This window comes from Streptomyces sp. NPDC048211 (assembly GCF_043202315.1).
In the GTDB taxonomy this organism is placed as follows: domain Bacteria; phylum Actinomycetota; class Actinomycetes; order Streptomycetales; family Streptomycetaceae; genus Streptomyces.
In genome coordinates, this window is record NZ_JBIDAD010000010.1 from 1 (window position 1) to 18,488 (window position 18,488).

Annotated in this window: 17 protein-coding genes and 1 other RNA gene; 16 read left to right on the forward strand and 2 right to left on the reverse strand. The window is 71.4% G+C overall.

What is annotated here, in order from left to right; all coding sequences use genetic code 11:
- Positions 1-483 (forward strand): LPXTG cell wall anchor domain-containing protein (locus ACGFZA_RS30550; protein ID WP_393683341.1); only part of this gene is annotated, 483 nt, incomplete at its 5' end.
- 157 nt (positions 484-640) lie between these two features.
- On the opposite strand, the gene ACGFZA_RS30555 is transcribed toward ACGFZA_RS30550, so the two are convergent.
- Positions 641-844 carry a hypothetical protein gene (locus tag ACGFZA_RS30555; RefSeq protein ID WP_385283164.1) on the reverse strand — a complete coding sequence of 68 codons (204 nt, stop codon included), beginning with the start codon at positions 842-844 and terminating at the stop codon, positions 641-643.
- Between the two features lie 279 nt (positions 845-1,123).
- Here ACGFZA_RS30555 and ftsE point away from each other — a divergent pair, with 279 nt between their 5' ends.
- The 11 genes from ftsE to ACGFZA_RS30610 all read left to right on the forward strand — a co-directional run bounded on the left by ftsE (position 1,124) and on the right by ACGFZA_RS30610 (position 13,116).
- Positions 1,124-1,813: a cell division ATP-binding protein FtsE gene (ftsE, locus tag ACGFZA_RS30560; protein ID WP_024489199.1), complete on the forward strand. Its 690-nt coding sequence runs from the start codon at positions 1,124-1,126 to the stop codon at positions 1,811-1,813.
- Between the two features lie 23 nt (positions 1,814-1,836).
- Positions 1,837-2,754 (forward strand): permease-like cell division protein FtsX, encoded by a 918-nt coding sequence (ftsX, locus tag ACGFZA_RS30565; protein ID WP_393683343.1) that lies wholly within the window; start codon positions 1,837-1,839, stop codon positions 2,752-2,754.
- 67 nt (positions 2,755-2,821) lie between these two features.
- Positions 2,822-4,009: a S41 family peptidase gene (locus ACGFZA_RS30570; protein ID WP_385283158.1), complete on the forward strand. Its 1,188-nt coding sequence runs from the start codon at positions 2,822-2,824 to the stop codon at positions 4,007-4,009.
- An 18-nt stretch (positions 4,010-4,027) separates the two neighbouring features.
- Entirely contained in the window at positions 4,028-4,516 is a 489-nt protein-coding gene (smpB, locus tag ACGFZA_RS30575; RefSeq protein ID WP_385283155.1) for an SsrA-binding protein SmpB, read from the forward strand.
- Positions 4,517-4,636: 120 nt separating this feature from the next.
- Positions 4,637-5,024: a transfer-messenger RNA gene (gene ssrA, locus ACGFZA_RS30580) on the forward strand.
- 366 nt (positions 5,025-5,390) lie between these two features.
- The gene (locus ACGFZA_RS30585; protein WP_385283152.1) at positions 5,391-6,074 is read left to right on the forward strand and encodes a hypothetical protein; all 684 of its coding nucleotides are present in this window, start codon (positions 5,391-5,393) and stop codon (positions 6,072-6,074) included.
- The gene (locus ACGFZA_RS30590; protein WP_393683346.1) at positions 6,075-8,270 is read left to right on the forward strand and encodes a glycosyltransferase; all 2,196 of its coding nucleotides are present in this window, start codon (positions 6,075-6,077) and stop codon (positions 8,268-8,270) included.
- A complete protein-coding gene (locus ACGFZA_RS30595) occupies positions 8,267-9,670 on the forward strand; it encodes an acyltransferase family protein (RefSeq protein WP_393683348.1) in 1,404 nt (467 codons plus the stop codon). Before ACGFZA_RS30590 ends, ACGFZA_RS30595 begins: the two co-directional genes overlap by 4 nt.
- A gap of 143 nt (positions 9,671-9,813) precedes the next feature.
- Positions 9,814-11,145, forward strand: a complete 1,332-nt coding sequence (locus ACGFZA_RS30600) for a nitrate/nitrite transporter (RefSeq protein WP_393683350.1) — start codon at positions 9,814-9,816, stop codon at positions 11,143-11,145.
- Between the two features lie 192 nt (positions 11,146-11,337).
- Positions 11,338-12,480 (forward strand): uroporphyrinogen-III synthase, encoded by a 1,143-nt coding sequence (locus ACGFZA_RS30605; protein ID WP_385283142.1) that lies wholly within the window; start codon positions 11,338-11,340, stop codon positions 12,478-12,480.
- 51 nt (positions 12,481-12,531) lie between these two features.
- Positions 12,532-13,116, forward strand: a complete 585-nt coding sequence (locus ACGFZA_RS30610) for a GNAT family N-acetyltransferase (protein ID WP_393683352.1) — start codon at positions 12,532-12,534, stop codon at positions 13,114-13,116.
- Positions 13,117-13,129: 13 nt separating this feature from the next.
- Here ACGFZA_RS30610 and ACGFZA_RS30615 read toward each other — a convergent pair whose 3' ends face one another.
- On the reverse strand, positions 13,130-13,672 hold the full coding sequence (locus tag ACGFZA_RS30615; protein ID WP_393683354.1) for a GNAT family N-acetyltransferase: 543 nt from the start codon (positions 13,670-13,672) through the stop codon (positions 13,130-13,132).
- 117 nt (positions 13,673-13,789) lie between these two features.
- Here ACGFZA_RS30615 and ACGFZA_RS30620 point away from each other — a divergent pair, with 117 nt between their 5' ends.
- The 4 genes from ACGFZA_RS30620 (at position 13,790) to ACGFZA_RS30635 (ending at position 18,468) form a co-directional block, all read left to right on the forward strand.
- On the forward strand, positions 13,790-14,413 hold the full coding sequence (locus ACGFZA_RS30620) for a CGNR zinc finger domain-containing protein (RefSeq protein WP_393683356.1): 624 nt from the start codon (positions 13,790-13,792) through the stop codon (positions 14,411-14,413).
- 88 nt (positions 14,414-14,501) lie between these two features.
- Positions 14,502-15,089 carry a sigma-70 family RNA polymerase sigma factor gene (locus ACGFZA_RS30625; RefSeq protein ID WP_385283135.1) on the forward strand — a complete coding sequence of 196 codons (588 nt, stop codon included), beginning with the start codon at positions 14,502-14,504 and terminating at the stop codon, positions 15,087-15,089.
- Positions 15,086-15,937: an anti-sigma factor family protein gene (locus tag ACGFZA_RS30630; protein ID WP_385283132.1), complete on the forward strand. Its 852-nt coding sequence runs from the start codon at positions 15,086-15,088 to the stop codon at positions 15,935-15,937. The genes ACGFZA_RS30625 and ACGFZA_RS30630 overlap by 4 nt, the downstream gene beginning before the upstream one ends.
- Before the next feature lie 152 nt (positions 15,938-16,089).
- Entirely contained in the window at positions 16,090-18,468 is a 2,379-nt protein-coding gene (locus ACGFZA_RS30635; RefSeq protein ID WP_393683359.1) for a HelD family protein, read from the forward strand.
- The last annotated feature ends 20 nt before the right edge of the window (positions 18,469-18,488 follow it).

Genomic DNA, 18,488 nt, shown 5'->3' on the forward strand with positions numbered 1-18,488 from the left:
GGTGGCGGGGATGCCGCTGCTGGTGGCGGGGACGCTGCTGCTGGTGGCGGGGATGCCGCTGCTGGTGGCGGGGATGCCGCTGCTGGTGGCGGGGATGCCGCTGCTGGTGGCGGGGATGCCGCTGCTGGTGGCGGGGACGCTGCTGCTGGTGGCGGGGATGCCGCTGCTGGTGGCGGGGATGCCGCTGCTGGTGGCGGGGACGCCGCGACCGGCGGCTCCGGCTCCGGGACCAACGGCTCCACCACCGGCGACACCGGCACCTGCACCGTCTCCCTCGACGGTGCCGAGTGCGTCGACTCCGACAACACCGACACCGACTCGGTCGGCAACCAGCCGGTCGAGCAGGGCAAGGGCAAGGACGAGCTCGCCGAGACCGGTGCGGCGGAGACCACGTTCCTGCTGGTCGGCGCCGCGACGATGATCGCCGGAGGCATCGGTTTCCGGATCCTCCCGCGCCTGGTGAACGGCCGCACCGCCGCCTGACGGGCAGCAGCGGTATGCGTACACGTACGCACGCAGGGGCCTCGGATACCGATCACTGGTATCCGGGGCCCCTGTGCATGCGCCTGCGCGTACGAGGATGAACGTTTTGCCGACCTGGCGAAAGCCGGAAGCGCGGGCGGGTGGACAGGCGGACGCGCTACACGGTCTGGTGCGCCAGCAGCGCCAGCGCGGCCAGCAGCACCACCATCAGGGCGATCAGCATCGCGGGGCTGAGCCCCGCGAACGGTCCCTGCTCCTGCTCCTGCTGCTCCAGTCGCGCGCGGCTGGCCCGGCATACGGGGCAGCGCCCCTCGCTCACGGGCGCCGCGCAGCTCGCGCACACCAGTCGGTCATAGGTCATGCGCTTTCCTCCTCCCGCGCGGCGGAGCCGCACAAGCCTTCTCTCCGCACAACGCTCACGGAAACGCAACCGTTCCCCCTACCACTGTGCCAGCTCGCGCGGATTTCGGCGCGGCCCGCCGGATACCTCCCGGTCCGGGAGGGGAGCGGGCCCGTTCCGGCGGTGTCCGACCGCTGCCGTTTCACCGTAAATCACCCATCCCGGTACGCGCGCCTGCACGCCTGAGCCCGGTTCGCGTATGGTCACGCTCACCTACTCCCGGCCGACCGTGGTGCATCCGTGATCCGATTCGACAACGTCTCCAAGACCTACCCGAAGCAGAGCCGTCCCGCTCTACGGGATGTGTCTCTCGATATCGAGAAGGGCGAGTTCGTCTTCCTGGTGGGCTCCTCCGGCTCCGGCAAGTCCACCTTCATGCGTCTCATCCTCCGCGAGGAGCGCGCCAGCCAGGGCATGGTCCACGTCCTCGGCAAGGACCTCGCGCGCATGTCCAACTGGAAGGTGCCGCACATGCGGCGCCAGTTGGGCACGGTGTTCCAGGACTTCCGCCTCCTTCCCAACAAGACCGTCGCGGAGAACGTGGCGTTCGCCCAGGAAGTGATCGGCAAGCCGCGCGGCGAGATCCGCAAGGCCGTCCCGCAGGTCCTCGACCTCGTCGGTCTCGGCGGCAAGGAGGACCGGATGCCCGGTGAGCTCTCCGGTGGTGAGCAGCAGCGCGTGGCGATCGCGCGGGCCTTCGTCAACCGGCCCATGCTGCTGATCGCGGACGAGCCGACCGGCAACCTCGACCCGCAGACCTCGGTCGGGATCATGAAGCTGCTGGACCGGATCAACCGGACCGGCACCACCGTGATCATGGCGACCCACGACCAGAACATCGTCGACCAGATGCGCAAACGCGTCATCGAGCTCGAGCAGGGCCGTCTCGTCCGCGACCAGGCGCGCGGCGTCTACGGCTACCAGCACTGAGCACCCAGCACTGAAAGGACGCCATGCGCGCCCAGTTCGTCCTGTCGGAGATCGGCGTCGGCCTCCGTCGCAACCTCACGATGACCTTCGCCGTCGTCGTCTCCGTCGCCCTCTCGCTCGCCCTGTTCGGTGGCGCGCTGCTCATGCGCGAGCAGGTCAGCACGATGAAGGACTACTGGTACGACAAGGTCAACGTCTCCATCTACCTCTGCGGCAAGGGCGACGCGGAGACGGTGGTCCAGTGCGCCAAGGGTGCGGTCACCGACCCGCAGAAGAAGCAGATCGAGGGCGATCTGAACAAGATGGACGTCGTGGAGAAGGTGATCTACGAGTCGTCCGACGAGGCGTACAAGCACTACCAGGAGGAGTTCGGCGACTCCCCGATGGCGGGCAACATCACGCCGGACCAGATGCCGGAGTCCTTCCGCGTCAAGCTGCACGACCCCACGAAGTACAAGGTGGTCGCCACGGCCTTCGCCGGGCGTGACGGGGTGCAGTCCGTCCAGGACCAGAGAGGGCTCCTGGACAACCTCTTCAACCTGATGAACGGCATGAACGTCGCGGCGCTCTTCGTGATGGCGCTGATGCTCGTCATCGCCCTGATGCTGATCGTGAACACCGTCCGGGTGTCCGCGTTCAGCCGACGGCGGGAGACGGGCATCATGCGGCTCGTCGGCGCCTCCGGCTTCTACATCCAGATGCCGTTCATCATGGAGGCCGCGTTCGCCGGCCTGATCGGCGGTGTACTGGCCTGCGTCATGCTGCTGGGCGGGCGCTACTTCCTGATCGACGGCGGTCTCGCGCTCCAGGACAAGCTGAACCTGATCGACTTCATCGGCTGGGAAGCGGTCCTCACCAAGCTCCCGCTGGTCCTGGCAATCGGGCTGCTGATGCCCGCGGTCGCCGCTCTCTTCGCGCTGCGCAAGTACCTCAAGGTGTGACAAGCGCCCCAGCGGCGCGCGGCCAACGGGCCGTGCGCCCCCGGGGCGTTGTCCTAGACTCGGCGCCATGCCGGGCCCCGAATGTCGTGTCGGGCCCCGCGGTCTTCGCCGCGGGGCGGCCCTGACATTGGTCTTCGCGAGTGTGCTCGCCACGGCCGCGGCGACCGGCTCGCTGCCGCACGGGGGCGGGCACGACACCGAGGTGGAGACCCGGTCCGTCGCCGCCGCCGCCGACCGCGACGCGGTGGCCGACGCGGCTGCCGAGGCCGTGGCCGACGGCAAGTCCGGTACGGAGGCGGCCGAGGAGGTCGTCAGCCGCAGCGGGGACCGCTGGGGCGCGGTCTACGACGAGCGGGAGTACGAGGAGTTCGAGCAGGCCCTCGACGGCTCGTACACGGGCGTCGGGATCGCCGCCAGACGCTCCGCCGACGGGCTGGTCGCGGTCGCCCGGGTCCAGCCGGGCAGCCCCGCCGCACGAGCCGGAATCCGGGCGGGCGACGTGCTGCGCACGGTCGACGGCAGCCGGGTCGACCGGCGCCCGGTCTCCGACGTCGTGGCCCTGCTGCGGGGCGACCGCACAGGTGCGGCCGCGGGGAGCACGGTCGTGCTGGGCGTCCAGCGGGGCTCCGTCACCCGGACCGAGACGCTGCGGCGGGCCCGTCTCGCCACGGAGGCCGTCTCCGTGCGGCGGATCGGACCGGACCGGGCCGATTCCTCCGCGGCTGTACTGATCGACGTCGACTCGTTCACCAAGGGGTCCGGCGCCGCGGTCCGCGACGCGGTCCTGAAGGCGCCGGCGGACGCCGGTGTGCTGCTGGATCTGCGCGGCAACTCCGGCGGACTCGTCGCCGAGGCCGTCACCGCCGCCTCCGCCTTCCTGGACGGCGGCCTGGTCGCCACGTACGACGTGCACGGCGAGCAGCACGCCCTGTACGCCGAGGGGGGCGGCGACACCGAGCGGCCCGTCGTCGTCCTCATCGACGGCGGGACCATGAGCGCGGCCGAACTCCTGACGGGCGCGCTGCAGGACCGGGGCCGGGCGGTCACGGTCGGTTCGCGGACCTTCGGCAAGGGGTCGGTCCAGATGCCGAGCAGGCTCGCGGGCGGTTCCGTGGCCGAGCTGACCGTGGGGCACTACCGCACTCCGGCGGGCCGCGGCGTCGACGGCCGGGGCATCACGCCCGACCTCGCGGTGAGCGCGCGGGCCCAGGAGCGGGCCGAGACGGTATTGAGTGGCCTCGGGGGTGGGTCGTAGTGCGAAAATGGCCGCACTATGGCTAAGGAAAAAGACACCGGGCGCAAGATGGTCGCGCAGAACAAGAAGGCGCGCCACGACTACACCATCCTCGACACCTACGAGTGTGGCCTCGTCCTGATGGGGACCGAGGTCAAATCCCTGCGGATGGGCCGGGCCTCCCTGGTGGACGGTTTCGTACAGATCGACGGCGGCGAGGCGTGGCTGCACAACATCCACGTCCCCGAGTACGTCCAGGGGACCTGGACCAACCACGCCGCCAAGCGCAAGCGCAAGCTGCTGATGCACCGGGCCGAGATCGACAAGCTGGAGTCGAAGTCGCAGGAGACCGGGCACACGATCGTGCCGCTGGCCCTGTACTTCACCAACGGCCGGGTCAAGGTCGAGATCGCGCTGGCGAAGGGCAAGAAGGAGTACGACAAGCGGCAGACGCTGCGCGAGAAGCAGGACACGAGGGAGACGAACCGGGCGATCTCTGCGGCCCGCCGCCGTCAGCGGAGCGCCTGAGCGCCCCGCGCCAGTGACTGCCGGCCGGTGCGGCAGGAATACGCTGGCATCGTCGTGCGTTGGTCACGTACGATGGCACTGCACCCCACGGGGTGTGTACCACCTTTGAAAAATCAACATGGGGATGATCGGTTTCGACAGCGGATGTCGAAGCAGGGGAAGCGAGTCGAGGAAGCGGCAATGATCTCGTAAACCATATGTCGCAAACAATAATCGCCAATTCCAAGCGCGATTCCTCCGCCTTCGCCCTCGCTGCCTAATTAGCAGCTAAGCGAAGACTCTGCGGAGTGTCAGCCCGGGGGTGATCCCGACCCGGATCCTGGCATCACTAAGGGATCTAAACTTCTAAGCCCGGTCACGGGGCCTAGGAGGAAATCAAACAGTGGCTGGGCCTGTCGGAGGCTTGTTCGTGTGACCTCCGGGGCCGAGAAAAGCGTAGCGAACTGCACTCGGAGAAGCCCTGGTTCCGCACCGTTGGACGCGGGTTCGATTCCCGCCATCTCCACAATTCCCATGTGAACGAGGACCCCGCTGCCACCGGCAGCGGGGTCCTCGTTTTTGTGTCCCCCTGCGTCGTGCCGCCGAGGGCCGCGACCGGCGTGCAGGGGCGTGCGCCCCGGCGTGCACTCCTGCACCGTGCTCCCACGGCTGACCCCCTCGGGGCAGTGCCCGCACCACGGTTCGAAAACGGATGTATCTCTCATGAGGAACAACACCGCTCCGTGGGGCCGGAGTCTCCTCGGCGTGCGCTACATTCATGGCCCGGGTGCACTGTGGTAGGGGGCGCACGTGGACAGGGTGGGGGCCCGGTCCAGCGGCACATATCCGGTCAGTTGCGCGCACCCGGTCCTGAGTGGGGGAAGTGCGTACAACTGTGGAAACTTGGCGTGAAGGTGCCCGTACGGGGCACACCCACGAGCCGAACGAAGTCACCATCCAGCTCGACGGTCTGGGACGACAGCTCTCCGAGCTGCTCCCGGAACCCAGCGCTCCGGAGGGCTCCGACGGCCCGGTCTTCGTCGATGAGAGCGGCCGGCGCAGCAAGACGCTCCGGCGGCTCGGCTGGGTCCTGGCCGCGATCTGCGTCGGGTACGCGGTGACGCTCGTCGTCGCCCTGCTCGGAGGCAACTCCATGGCGCCCGTGCTGCCGCTCTCCGGTCAGGAGGAGCAGCAGAAGGCCGAGGAGGTACGGACACCGGCCACGCTCGGGGAGAGCCCGGGTGCCCAGGCATCACCGGGAGCCACCTCGGACGTCCCCCCGTCCGTCACCCCGGAGACCGGAGGAGGCGCGGCCGGAACCGGCGGCGCCGACGGGGAGGGGAGTGCCCCGGCCGCGCAGACCGGTTCCTCCGTCCCGGCCCGCGTCGTGCCGTCCGCGCACACCGGCGCGGCATCGAGCACCAGCGGCGGCGAGCCGGCGGGCGAGACGTCCGTCTCCGCGCCGGCCGTGGACCCCGGGACCCCGAGCACCGATCCGGCGCCCACGTCCCCGGACCCCGTGACGCCGCCCGCCACCACATCTGATCCCCCTGTGCAAGAGCAAGAAGGCGCCAGCTAGATGACCAACCCCGCCCCGCGGGTCAGGCACCACCGTAAGAAGCAGAGCCGGCGGCGCAGACTTCCCATGCGCTACATGCTGCCGTTCCTGTTCCTCGTTGCCCTGCTCGCCATGTTGATGCTGCGCGGCTACGTGCACAGCGAAATCCTCGCCGACCACCGGATCCAGCCACCGGCGGCCACCGACCGGGTGCCCGAGCAGGTTCTGGAGGGCGGCCCCGTCATCGACGCGCGCAGCGCCACCGAGCCCGCCGAGACGCTGCGGATCCCCGACCACCGGATCGTGCTGACCTTCGACGACGGCCCCGACCCGGTGTGGACCCCCCGGGTGCTGGACGAGCTGAAGAAGTACCACGCGCACGGCGTCTTCTTCGTCACCGGCACCATGGCCTCGCGCTACCCCGATCTGGTGGAACGCATGGTCGAGGAAGGGCACGAGGTCGGGCTGCACACCTTCAACCACCCCGACCTCTCCTACCAGTCCACCGACCGCATCGACTGGGAGCTGTCCCAGAACCAGCTGGCGCTGGCGGGTGCGGCCGGTATCCGTACGTCCCTGTTCCGGCCGCCGTACTCCTCGTTCGCCGACGCCATGGACGACAAGTCCTGGCCGGTCACCCAGTACGTCGGCAGCCGCGGCTACCTCACCGTCGTCAACAACACCGACAGCGAGGACTGGAAGCGGCCCGGGGTCGACGCGATCATCGACCGGGCCACGCCCGAGCACGGCGACGGCGCCGTCATCCTCATGCACGACTCCGGAGGCGACCGGTCCCAGACCGTCACCGCCCTGGGGAAGTTCCTGCCCGCGATGCAGGAGCGCGGCTACGAGTTCGACAATCTCACCGCCGCCCTCGGCGCCCCCAGCGCGCACACCCCGGTCACCGGATACGCGCTCTGGAAGGGCAAGGCGTTCGTCTACGCCGTGCAGGTCTCGGAGCACCTCACCGACGTGATGGTGGCGGGTCTCGCCGTCGTCGGGGTGCTGGTCCTGGCCCGGTTCGGCCTGATGCTGCTGCTGTCCTTCGCGCACGCCCGCCGGGTCCGCGGCCGGGACTTCAGCTGGGGCGAGCCGCTGACCCGCCCGGTGTCCGTCCTGGTGCCCGCGTACAACGAGAGCAAGTGCATCGCCAACACGGTGCGTTCGCTGGTGGCGAGCGACTATCCGCTGGAGGTCATCGTCATCGACGACGGTTCCACGGACGGCACCGCGGACCTCGTCGACCGGATGCGGCTGCCGGGCGTCCGGGTGGTGCGCCAGCGCAACGCGGGGAAGCCCGCCGCCCTGAACAACGGAATCGCGCACGCCCGTCACGACATCATCGTGATGATGGACGGCGACACGGTCTTCGAACCGTCCACCGTCCGCGAACTCGTGCAGCCCTTCGCCGACCCGCGGGTCGGCGCCGTCGCCGGCAACGCCAAGGTCGGCAACCGCGACTCGCTGATCGGCGCCTGGCAGCACATCGAGTACGTGATGGGCTTCAACCTCGACCGCCGGATGTACGACATGCTCCGCTGCATGCCCACCATCCCCGGTGCGGTCGGGGCGTTCCGCCGCGACGCGCTCAACCGGATCGGCGGCATGAGCGACGACACCCTCGCCGAGGACACCGACGTCACGATGGCCCTGCACCGCGACGGCTGGCGCGTCGTGTACGCGGAGAACGCCCGCGCCTGGACCGAGGCGCCGGAGTCCGTGCAGCAGCTCTGGTCGCAGCGCTACCGGTGGTCGTACGGCACGATGCAGGCCATCTGGAAGCACCGCCGCGCGGTGATCGAGCGCGGCCCGTCCGGCCGCTTCGGACGTGTCGGGCTGCCGTTCGTCGCCCTGTTCATGGTCGTCGCTCCGCTGCTGGCACCGCTCATCGACGTCTTCCTGCTGTACGGGCTCGTCTTCGGTCCCACCGAGAAGACGGTTGTCGCCTGGCTCGGCGTCCTCGCGGTGCAGGCCGTCTGCGCCGCGTACGCCTTCCGGCTCGACCGGGAGCGCATGACCCATCTGCTCTCGCTGCCCCTCCAGCAGATCCTCTACCGGCAGCTCATGTACGTGGTGCTGCTCCAGTCCTGGATCACCGCCCTCACCGGCGGCCGGCTCCGCTGGCAGAAGCTGCGCCGCACGGGGGTCGTGGAGGCGCCGCGTGCCCTGCCGAGCCAGGGGACCGGACGCAGCACCGACCGGAGGCCCGTCGCATGACCTACCCCAGCCCCAGACCCACCCCGCCCGGACCGGGCCCGCGCGGGAACGACGGGCCGTACCAGCCGTCCGCCGCCTACGAGCCGTACCCCGCGTACCAGCCGTACGACCCCTACGGCCCCCGGACCCAGCCGCTGCCGCAACAGGCATCGCCGGACCGGATCGTGCCGCCGGGGTTCCCGGACGCACCGGCCTCCGCGATCCCCGGGGCAGAACCCGCGCCCGGGCCGAAGAAGCCCGGCCGGGACCGCTACTTCGACCTGCTCCGGGCCCTCGCGCTGTTCCGCGTCGTCCTCTACCACCTCACCGGCTGGGCCTGGCTGCCGATCGTCTTCCCGTCGATGGGCGTCATGTTCGCCCTGGCCGGCAACCTCATGGCCCGCTCGCTGAAGCGGCCCGCCGCACAGGTGATCCGCAGCCGCGTCCGCCGTCTGCTGCCGCCGCTCTGGCTGCTCGGCGCGATCGGGGTCACCGGGATGGTGCTCCAGGGCTGGGGGCCGGACGCCGACGGGCACCCCGGCTGGTGGTGGACCCATCTGCTGCTCTGGATCCTGCCGCTGAGCGATCCGCCGTTCGCCGAGGAACTGCCGGGCATCCACGGCTTCCTGGGCGAGACCTGGGGGAGCGACCTCGCCGGGCCCCTCTGGTACATCCGCGCGTACCTCTGGTACGTCCTGATGTCGCCGCTGATCCTGCGGGGCCTGCGCAAGATGCCCTGGCCGACCCTGCTCGCCCCCCTGGCGCTGGCCTTCGTCATGTCCAGGGAGATGATCTCCACGCCGGAGCGCATCGACTCGGCGATCACCGACTTCAGCACGTTCGGTGCCTGCTGGGTGCTCGGGATGGCCCACCAGGAGGGGATCCTGAAGCGGCTGCCCTCCTACCTCGTGCCGTCGCTCGCCCCGGTCGTCGCCGCGCTCGGCCTGTGGTGGGCCTCGCACGAGGGATTCCGGGCCGGGTTCGACCTGGACGCCATTCCGCTGGCGCAGGCCCTGTGGTCGTTCGGCTGCGTCCTGCTCCTGCTGCACTACAGCCCGTCCTGGACCCAATGGCCCAAGCGGCTGCAGGGCTGGGACACCACGATCACGCTGCTCAACTCACGTGCGGTCACGATCTACCTCTGGCACAACGTCTGCATCCTCGTCGCGGCGACGGTGTACGACCGGCTGTGGGCCGTCGACTTCCTGGGCGAGAACGTGCCCTGGCTGCTGGAGAGCTGGGTACCGGTCCTGCTCTTCGCCTGGGCGCTGATCGCGGTGTGCATCCTCGCGTTCGGCTGGACCGAGGACGTGGCGGCGAAGCGGCGGCCGCAGCTGTGGCCGAACGGCGCCCCGAAGAGGACACGGCGGCCGGGGGCGGCCCGGAGCGGGCCCGAGCGGCAGCCGGTCCGCGGCCGCTGAACCCGGCCGCCGGCCACCGTCTCACCGGGCCGCCCCCGGCCCGGTGAGAGCAAGGTTGCGCACCGGTCACCTCGCGGCACCACACCGAAACGCGCGCTCTCTAGCGTCGGGGACAACACCCCGACCACCCGTGGAGGCGCGTGATGGCTGGCCGTTGGATCGAGCACTGGGAACCCGAGGACGAGACGTTCTGGCGGGAGAAGGGCGAGCGGATCGCCCGCCGGAACCTCTGGTTCTCCGTACTCTCCGAGCACATCGGGTTCTCCATCTGGACCCTGTGGTCGGTGATGGTCCTGTTCATGGGCCCGGAGTACGGGGTGGACCCGGCCGGGAAGTTCTTCCTGATCTCCACGGCGACGCTGGTCGGGGCCCTCGTGCGGATTCCCTACACCTTCGCCGTGGCCCGGTTCGGCGGACGGAACTGGACCGTGTTCAGCGCGTTCACGCTGCTGGTGCCGACGGTCGCCGCCTTCGTGGTGATGGAGCCGGGGACCTCGTACACCACCTTGGTGGCCGTGGCCGCGCTGACCGGCATCGGCGGCGGCAACTTCGCCTCCTCGATGACGAACATCAACGCCTTCTTCCCGCTGCGCAAGAAGGGCTGGGCGCTCGGACTGAACGCGGGCGGCGGCAACATCGGCGTACCCGTCGTACAGCTCATCGGGCTGCTCGTGATCGGAACCGCGGGCGCCATGCACCCGCGGATCGTGCTCGGCGTGTACATCCCGCTGATCGTCCTCGCCGGGCTGTGCGCGGCGAAGTTCATGGACAACCTGGCGCCCGTGCAGAACGACACCGGGGCCGCGAAGGACGCCGCGCGCGACCCGCACACCTGGATCATGGCGGTGCTCTACATCGGCACCTTCGGCTCCTTCATCGGCTACAGCTTCGCCTTCGGGCTCGTCCTGCAGACCCAGTTCGGCCGGACCCCGCTGCAGGCCGCGTCGCTCACCTTCGTCGGGCCGCTGCTGGGTTCGCTCATCAGGCCGGTCGGCGGCTGGCTGGCCGACCGGTACGGCGGTGCCCGGATCACCCTGGCGAACTACGCCGCCATGGCCGTGGCGACCGGTGTCGTCGTCTACGCCTCCGGCATCGAATCGCTCACCGTCTTCCTCGTCGGTTTCACGGCCCTGTTCGTCCTGACGGGGCTCGGCAACGGATCGACGTTCAAGATGATCCCGGGCATCTTCCACGCCAAGGCGATCGCCCAGGGGCTGCGCGGCGAGGAGGCGGCGGCCCAGGGGCGGCGGCTGTCCGGAGCGGCGATGGGGCTCATCGGCGCGGTCGGGGCGCTCGGCGGGCTGGCCATCAACCTCGCCTTCCGGCAGTCCTTCCAGACCTCGGGCACCGGAACGGCGGCCTTCTGGTCCTTCCTCGCCTTCTACGGCGTGTGTTTCGCACTCACCTGGGCGGTATACCTTCGCCGCACGACAGCGGTTCCGGCGAAGCCCCAGCTCAGCTACGCCGAAGTGTGATGATGACCTGCGGCCTCCTGTTCGGATCATGCCGGGCTCGTGGGGTCCGGCCCGATCCGGACGAAAGGCCCTGTCGATGTCGGGTGCCGTAACGGGCGGGAAATACGGGTGAACCGAGCCTGTCACGCTTCGTTGGCAGGCTCGGCCCTCCGCACCATTGAGCAGCAGCGGGACGAGAGCCGGGTAGACCATATGCACGACGACGAACAGCACGGGCCCCTCGCGGGTTTCACGGTCGGTGTCACCGCCGCGCGCCGGGCGGACGAGCTCGGCACCCTGCTGCGGCGGCGGGGTGCCACCGTGGTGCACGCGCCCGCCCTGCGGATCGTGCCTCTCGCCGACGACAGTGAACTGCTCGCCGCCACCAAGGAACTCATCGACGTGGTCCCCGACGTGGTCCTCGCGACCACGGCGATCGGCTTCCGCGGCTGGATCGAGGCGGCCGACGGCTGGGGCATCGGGGAACAGCTGCTGGACACCCTGCGCGGCGTCGAACTGCTGGCCCGCGGACCCAAGGTCAAGGGCGCGGTCCGCGCCGCCGGGCTGACCGAGACCTGGTCACCGGCGTCCGAATCCATGGCGGAGGTGCTGGAGCGGCTCCTGGAGGAGGGCGTCGAGGGCCGCCGCATCGCCCTCCAGCTGCACGGCGAACCCCTGCCCGGCTTCGTGGAGTCGCTGCGCGCGGCCGGCGGCGAGGTCATCGGCGTCCCCGTCTACCGCTGGATGCCGCCCGAGGACATCGCCCCGCTCGACCGGCTGATCGACATCACCATCGCCCGCGGTCTGGACGCGCTCACCTTCACCAGCGCCCCCGCCGCGGTGTCCCTGCTCCGCCGGGCCGAGGAACGCGGGCTGCTGACCGACCTGATGGGCGCCCTGCAGGGCGAGGTCCTCTCGGCGTGCGTCGGACCGGTCACCGCACTCCCTCTGCAGGACCGCGGCATCGACACCGCCCAGCCGGAGCGCTTCCGGCTCGGACCGCTCGTTCAGCTGCTCTGCCGCGAGCTGCCCTCCCGGGCACGGATCCTGCCGGTCGCCGGGCACCGCGTCGAGATCCGCGGCCACGCCGTCCTCGTCGACGACGAACTGCGTGCGGTGCCGCCCGCCGGCATGGCCCTGCTGCACACCCTGGCCCGCAGGCCGGGCTGGGTGGTGGCCCGCGCCGATCTGCTGCGCGCCCTGCCCGGCAGCGGTACGGACGAGCACGCGGTGGAGACGGCGATGGCCCGGCTGCGCACCGCGCTCGGGGTGCCCCGGCTGATCCAGACGGTGGTCAAACGCGGCTACCGGCTGGCCCTGGACCCGGCGTCGGACGCCAAGTACGCCGACTCCTGAGCGCCGTGAAAATGCTGGTGCGCTGCTGTGACCCGTGATTACGGTGGGCGGATGAGCAATGACACCCATCATCTCGGCAGCGGGGTGCGGCTGCGCCCCGTGAACGTGGCCGACGCGGGCCCCCTCGCCGAATCGATGACCCGCAGCCGTGCGTACATGAAGCCCTGGGAGCCCGCGCGGCCCGACTCCTTCTACACCGAGGAGGGGCAGCGCGAGCGGCTGGAGGGGTTGCTGGCCGACTACGCCGCGGGGCGCGTGATGCCCTGGGTGCTCTGCGACGCGCAGGACCGGGCGATCGGCGGGTTCAACCTGAACGCCATGGTGCTCGGTCCGTTCCGCAGCGCCACCCTCGGCTACTGGGTGGACGTGGACTACGCGGGCCGCGGACTGGCCACCGCCGCGGTACGGCTGATCTGCGAAATCGCCCGGGACGAGCTGCGGTTGCACCGGGTCGAGGCCGGGACGGTGCTCGACAACACGGCGTCCCAGCGAGTGCTCGCCAAATGCGGTTTCGAGGAGTTCGGCCTCGCCCCGCGCTATCTCCACATCAACGGGGAATGGCGCGACCACCGGCTCTTCCAGCGCATCCTGCACGACGGCCCGGTGACCGGCGCGGAGGCGGAGTCCGGAGCCTGAGGAGGCGGTCGGGTCAGGGTGCCCGGCGCGTGTGGCGGTGCCCCTCCCGCGGCCAGGGCGGGTGCGCGGGCAGCAGCTCCGCGAAGCCGTATCCGGCCTTCTCCGCGACCCGGCACGACGCGCCGTTGTCCACCTGGTGCAGCAGGTCGAGCCGGACGAGTCCGTCCCCGGCGAACGCCGTGAACGCCCAGTCGGTGAGCGCTCCGAGGGCCTGCGGGGCGATGCCCCGGCCGCGGGCGTGCGCCGCCGTCCAGTAGCCGACCTCGGCCGAACCGGACCCGGGCGCGGGACGCACGAGCACGACGTTTCCGACCGGCCCGTCCCCGAGCGCCGGGTCCACCACGGCGAAGCCGTGACGCAGCCCGGACGCCCGGCCCTCCTCCTGGCCGCGCAGCCAGCGCGCCGCCGCCTCCTCGTCGTTCACCGGGGCACGCGACCCCGCCTGGATCGCCGGGTCGCGGTACGCGTCGAGCAGGACCGCGAGGTCGTCCGGCAGCCAGGGGCGGAGCACCAGGGAGCCGGCCCGGATGCGGGCGGTGCGTGGGTGGTCGTCCATCCGGCCATCGTACGAGGGGAGTTGCGTCGGGTCCGCGCCGTGGCAGGGGTTACGGGCGGAGGCCGCGGCGGGCACTCTGGTGGGGACGGCGACCGGACCCGAGGCGGTGGCATGCGCATGGCGGCGCGCAAGGGCTCGTACCACTGGCGATTCGACTCCGGACGGCTCTGCCTGGACCTGGCCGCGACAGCGGCCGGGACCCCGGGCACCGCCGACCCGCTGGACCGGCCCGAACGGCTCGCCGAGTGGCTGGTCGCCGCCGGGGCCGTACCGCGGGGCACCCGGCTCGACGACGTGGACGACCACTGGCTCGTACGGTTCCGGCAGTTGAGGAGCGCCGTGGACCGGCTGCTCACCGCGCAGCTCGGCGGTCGGGCGGCGGACGGCGCCCTGGAGCGCGTCAACGCGCTCGCGGCCGCCGCGCCGCCCGGCCTGTGCGCCGTGCGCGCCGGTAACGGAGCCCTGGTGCGCGGCCTGAGCACCGAGCCCGGCTGCGGGGCGCTGCTGGCCGCCGTGGCGCGGGACACCGTGGAACTCCTGACCGATCCGGCCGCCCTGGCCAGGCTGCGCCGCTGCGAGGGGGACCACTGCCGCCGCGTCTACCTGGACACCTCACGCGGCCGGCGCCGGCGCTGGTGTTCCAGCGAGGTCTGCGGCAACCGCGAACGGGTCGCCCGGCACCGGCGGCGGCACACCGGGACGGCCGGCCCCTCCGCGGACCGCGAAGTCGCGGATCCGTAAAGAATCTTGGACGCGCGTTGAATGGACCGCCCCGCATCCCCGTATCGATGGCCAAGGAGCTCGACAGGGTCTCGACCGGGAGGTTCGGGTGCGCAAGGATGCGGCCGTGGCCGATGACCGTCCGCACAGGGCCCGGCATCGCGGTGGGCCGCCCCCCTCACCCTCCGCCGTCCCCGACGAGGAGCTGATGCGGGCGCTCTACCGCGAACACGCCGGACCTCTGCTCGCGTACGTGCTCCGCCTCGTCGCCGGCGACCGACAGCGCGCCGAGGACGTGGTGCAGGAGACACTCATCCGTGCCTGGAAGAACGCCGGTTCGCTCAACAGGGCCACCGGTTCCGTCCGGCCCTGGCTCGTGACGGTCGCCCGGCGCATCGTCATCGATGGCCACCGCAGCCGGCAGGCCCGGCCGCACGAGGTCGACCCGGCACCGCTGGAGGTCATTCCCGCGGAGGACGAGATCGACAAGGCGCTGTGGCTGATGACGCTCTCGGACGCACTCGACGATTTGACCCCGGCCCACCGGGAAGCGTTGGTCGAGACCTACTTCAAGGGCCGTACGGTCAACGAGGCGGCCGAGGCGCTCGGCATACCCAGCGGCACGGTGCGCTCCCGGGTCTTCTACGCACTGCGCTCGATGAAGCTCGCACTCGAAGAGAGGGGGATCACGGCATGAGCGACCAGGAATGGGAGCCCTTCGGGCCCCGGCCGGCCGGCCCCTCCGGTCCCCCCGGCCGTTTCACCGACGCCCCCGGCGGCCCCGTGGACGAGGCGGGCCACGACGCGGCGGGCGCGTACGTCCTGGGCGTTCTGGACGAGAGCGAGGCCGCCGCCTTCGAGACGCATCTGGCCGGCTGCGCCCGCTGCGCCGCCCACCTCGACGAGTTCGCCGGGATGGAGCCGATGCTCGCGATGCTCGCCGAGTCCCCGGCGGCCGTGCCAGGCGCGCGGCCGGTCCCGCACGTCCCGGCGCCGCCCGCGCCCCGGGTGCTCGGCAGCCTGATCGACGAGGTCGCGGCCAAGCGCGCCCGGCGCACCCGGCGGACGCGGTATCTGGTGGCGGCGGCAGCGGCGCTGATCATCGGTGGCCCGGTGGTCGCGGTGGCGGTCACCGGCGGCGGCCCGGGCAGCGTGGAGGCGGCCGACCCGCACCCCACCAGCCCCGCCGAGGACGCCTTCTTCCACCACATGAAGGAGAAGGCGGAGGCGACCGACCCGGTCACCGCGGTCGACGCCACGGTCGGCATGGAGCCGAAGGCGTGGGGCACCCACACCGTGCTGGAGCTGAAGAACGTGAAGGGCCCGCAGAAGTGCAGGCTGGTCGCCGTCTCGAAGACCGGTGAGGAGGAGGTCGTCACCTCCTGGTCCGTCCCGAAATGGGGATACGGCATCGCGGACTCCGCCCACCCCGCCGCCAGGTACCCGCTCTACGTCCACGGCGGGGCCGCCATGGCCCGGGCGGACATCGACCACTTCGAGGTCCGTACGTTCGACGGCGAACGGCTGGTGAGCGTCGGCGTCTGAGGGCCGCGGAACGGGCCCCCGGGGCCGGTCCCGCGGCCTCCGACACGCAATCGATACCCCGGAGTGCAAGATCGAGGGCGGCGGCAGGTGCGCGACGGCCCCCCTTCGCATAGGCTTGACGGCTGCCCAATGCACGTCAGAAGGGGGCCTCGGTGGCCGCGCAGGATGCCGCTGTCGATTCGTTGCGGGACCGGGAAATCGGTGTCGAGCAGGAACATCTCGACCGTGTTTACCACCGCCTCGAGGAGAAGATCCACGAGGCGGAATTTCTCATGAATGACGCCGTCAAGCGCGGCCAGGTGGGTACACCGGGAGCGCTCGCCGAACGTGACGCCCAGGTGTTCCGCGCCGGAATCCACCTCAACCGGCTGAACAGCGAGTTCGAGGACTTCCTCTTCGGAAGGATCGACCTGCTGCTCGGCAAGGACGGCGAACGCGGCCCGGACGGCGCGTTCACCTCCGTCGAACCCGCCGACGACGTCGTACGGGAGGACGGCACCGCCGACATCGCCGAGACGCTGCACATCGGCCGGATCGGGGTCCTCGACTCCGACTACGCGCCGCTGGTCATCGACTGGCGCGCCCCGGCGGCCGCGCCGTTCTACCGCTCGACGCCGAAGGAACCGGGCCGGGTGGTACGCCGCCGGGTCATCCGCTCCAAGGGCCGCCGGGTCCTCGGCGTCGAGGACGACCTGATGCGTCCCGAGCTGACCGCGTTCCTGGGGGGCGGCAAACTCCCCGTCATCGGCGACGGCGCGCTGATGGCGGCGCTCGGACAGGCCCGCAGCCACACCATGCGGGACATCGTCTCCTCCATCCAGGCCGAGCAGGACCTGGTGATCCGCGCGCCCGCTGCCTCGGTCACCGAGGTCTCCGGCGGTCCCGGCACCGGCAAGACCGCGGTCGCCCTGCACCGGGCCGCGTACCTGCTCTACCAGGACCGGCGGCGCTACGCGGGCGGCATCCTCGTCGTCTCGCCGACGCCGCTGCTGGTCGCGTACACCGAGGGCGTGCTGCCCTCGCTCGGTGAGGAGGGCCAGGTCGCGATCCGTGCGGTCGGCTCGCTCTCCGACGAGGCGGCCGGCAACGAGGGCGCCACCACCTACGACGAACCCGCCGTCGCCCGGATCAAGGGCTCCTCCCGGATGCTCCACGTGCTGCGGAAGGCTGCCCGCGGGGCGCTGGACCAGCCCGGCTCCCGCCCGGCGGCCCAGGAGGGCCAGCTGGCGTTCGGCGAGGCCGAGCAGGCCCCTCAGGAGACCGGCGCCCCGACCCGGCTCAGGGTGGTGGCCTTCGGCGCCCGCGTCGAACTGCACGAGGACGAGCTCCGGCGCATCCGCAACAACGTGCTCAGCGGCACCGCACCGGTCAACCTGCTGCGCCCCCGGGCCCGCAAGCTGCTGCTCGACGCGCTGTGGAACAGGTCGTCGGGCCGGGGCCGCTACACCGATCAGGAGCTGGCGGCCGAACTGCGCTCGTCGTTCGACGAGGACGTCTCCACCGAGACGCCGTTCATCGAGTTCCTGAACGCCTGGTGGCCCGAGCTCACCCCGCGCGGGGTGCTCGCGTCCATGGCCGACGAGAAGCGGCTCGCCCGGTGGGCGCGCCGCACCCTCAACCAGGGCGAGGTGCGCCGGCTCGCGCGCTCCCTGAAGCGTCTGGACGCGGAGGGCCGGGGGCCGCTCTCCGTCCACGACGTGGCGATCCTCGACGAACTCCAGACGCTGCTCGGGACGCCGAACCGGCCCAAGCGCAAGCGCGAGTTCGATCCGCTGGACCAGCTCACCGGTCTGGAGGAGCTGATGCCGCAGCGCGAGGAGACCCAGTGGGAGCGGGCCGAGCGGCTCGCCGCGGAGCGTACGGAGTACGCCCACGTCATCGTCGACGAGGCGCAGGACCTCACGCCGATGCAGTGGCGGATGGTCGGCCGCCGCGGCCGGCACGCCACCTGGACGATCGTCGGGGACCCGGCGCAGTCCTCCTGGTCCGATCCGGACGAGGCGGCGGCGGCCCGTGACGAGGCGCTGGGCAGCCGCCCCCGCCGGAACTTCACGCTGACCGTCAACTACCGCAACCCGGCGGAGATCGCCGAGCTGGCCGCCAAGGTCCTGGCGCTCGCGATGCCGGGCATGGAGTCCCCGGCCGCGGTCCGCTCGACAGGCGTGAAGCCGCGCTTCGAGACCGTGCGGGACGGCGATCTGGCCGGCACCGTGCGGGAGGAGGCCCGGCGGCTGCTCGGCGAGGTGGACGGCACGGTGGGTGTCGTCGTCGCGATGAACCGGCGGGCGCAGGCCCGCGGCTGGCTCGCGGAGCTCGGCGAGCGCGTGGTGGCGCTCGGCAGCCTGGAGGCGAAGGGCCTGGAGTACGACGCCACGGTGGTCGTCTCGCCCGCGGAGATCGCGGACGAGTCCCCGGCGGGGCTGCGGGTGCTGTACGTGGCGCTGACGCGCGCGACGCAGCAGCTCACGGTCGTCTCGGGGGAGCGCGACCTGCCCGACGAGGACGGGGTGCCGGACCTGCTCAGGGACTGACGGGCCCGGTCCGGCGGGGG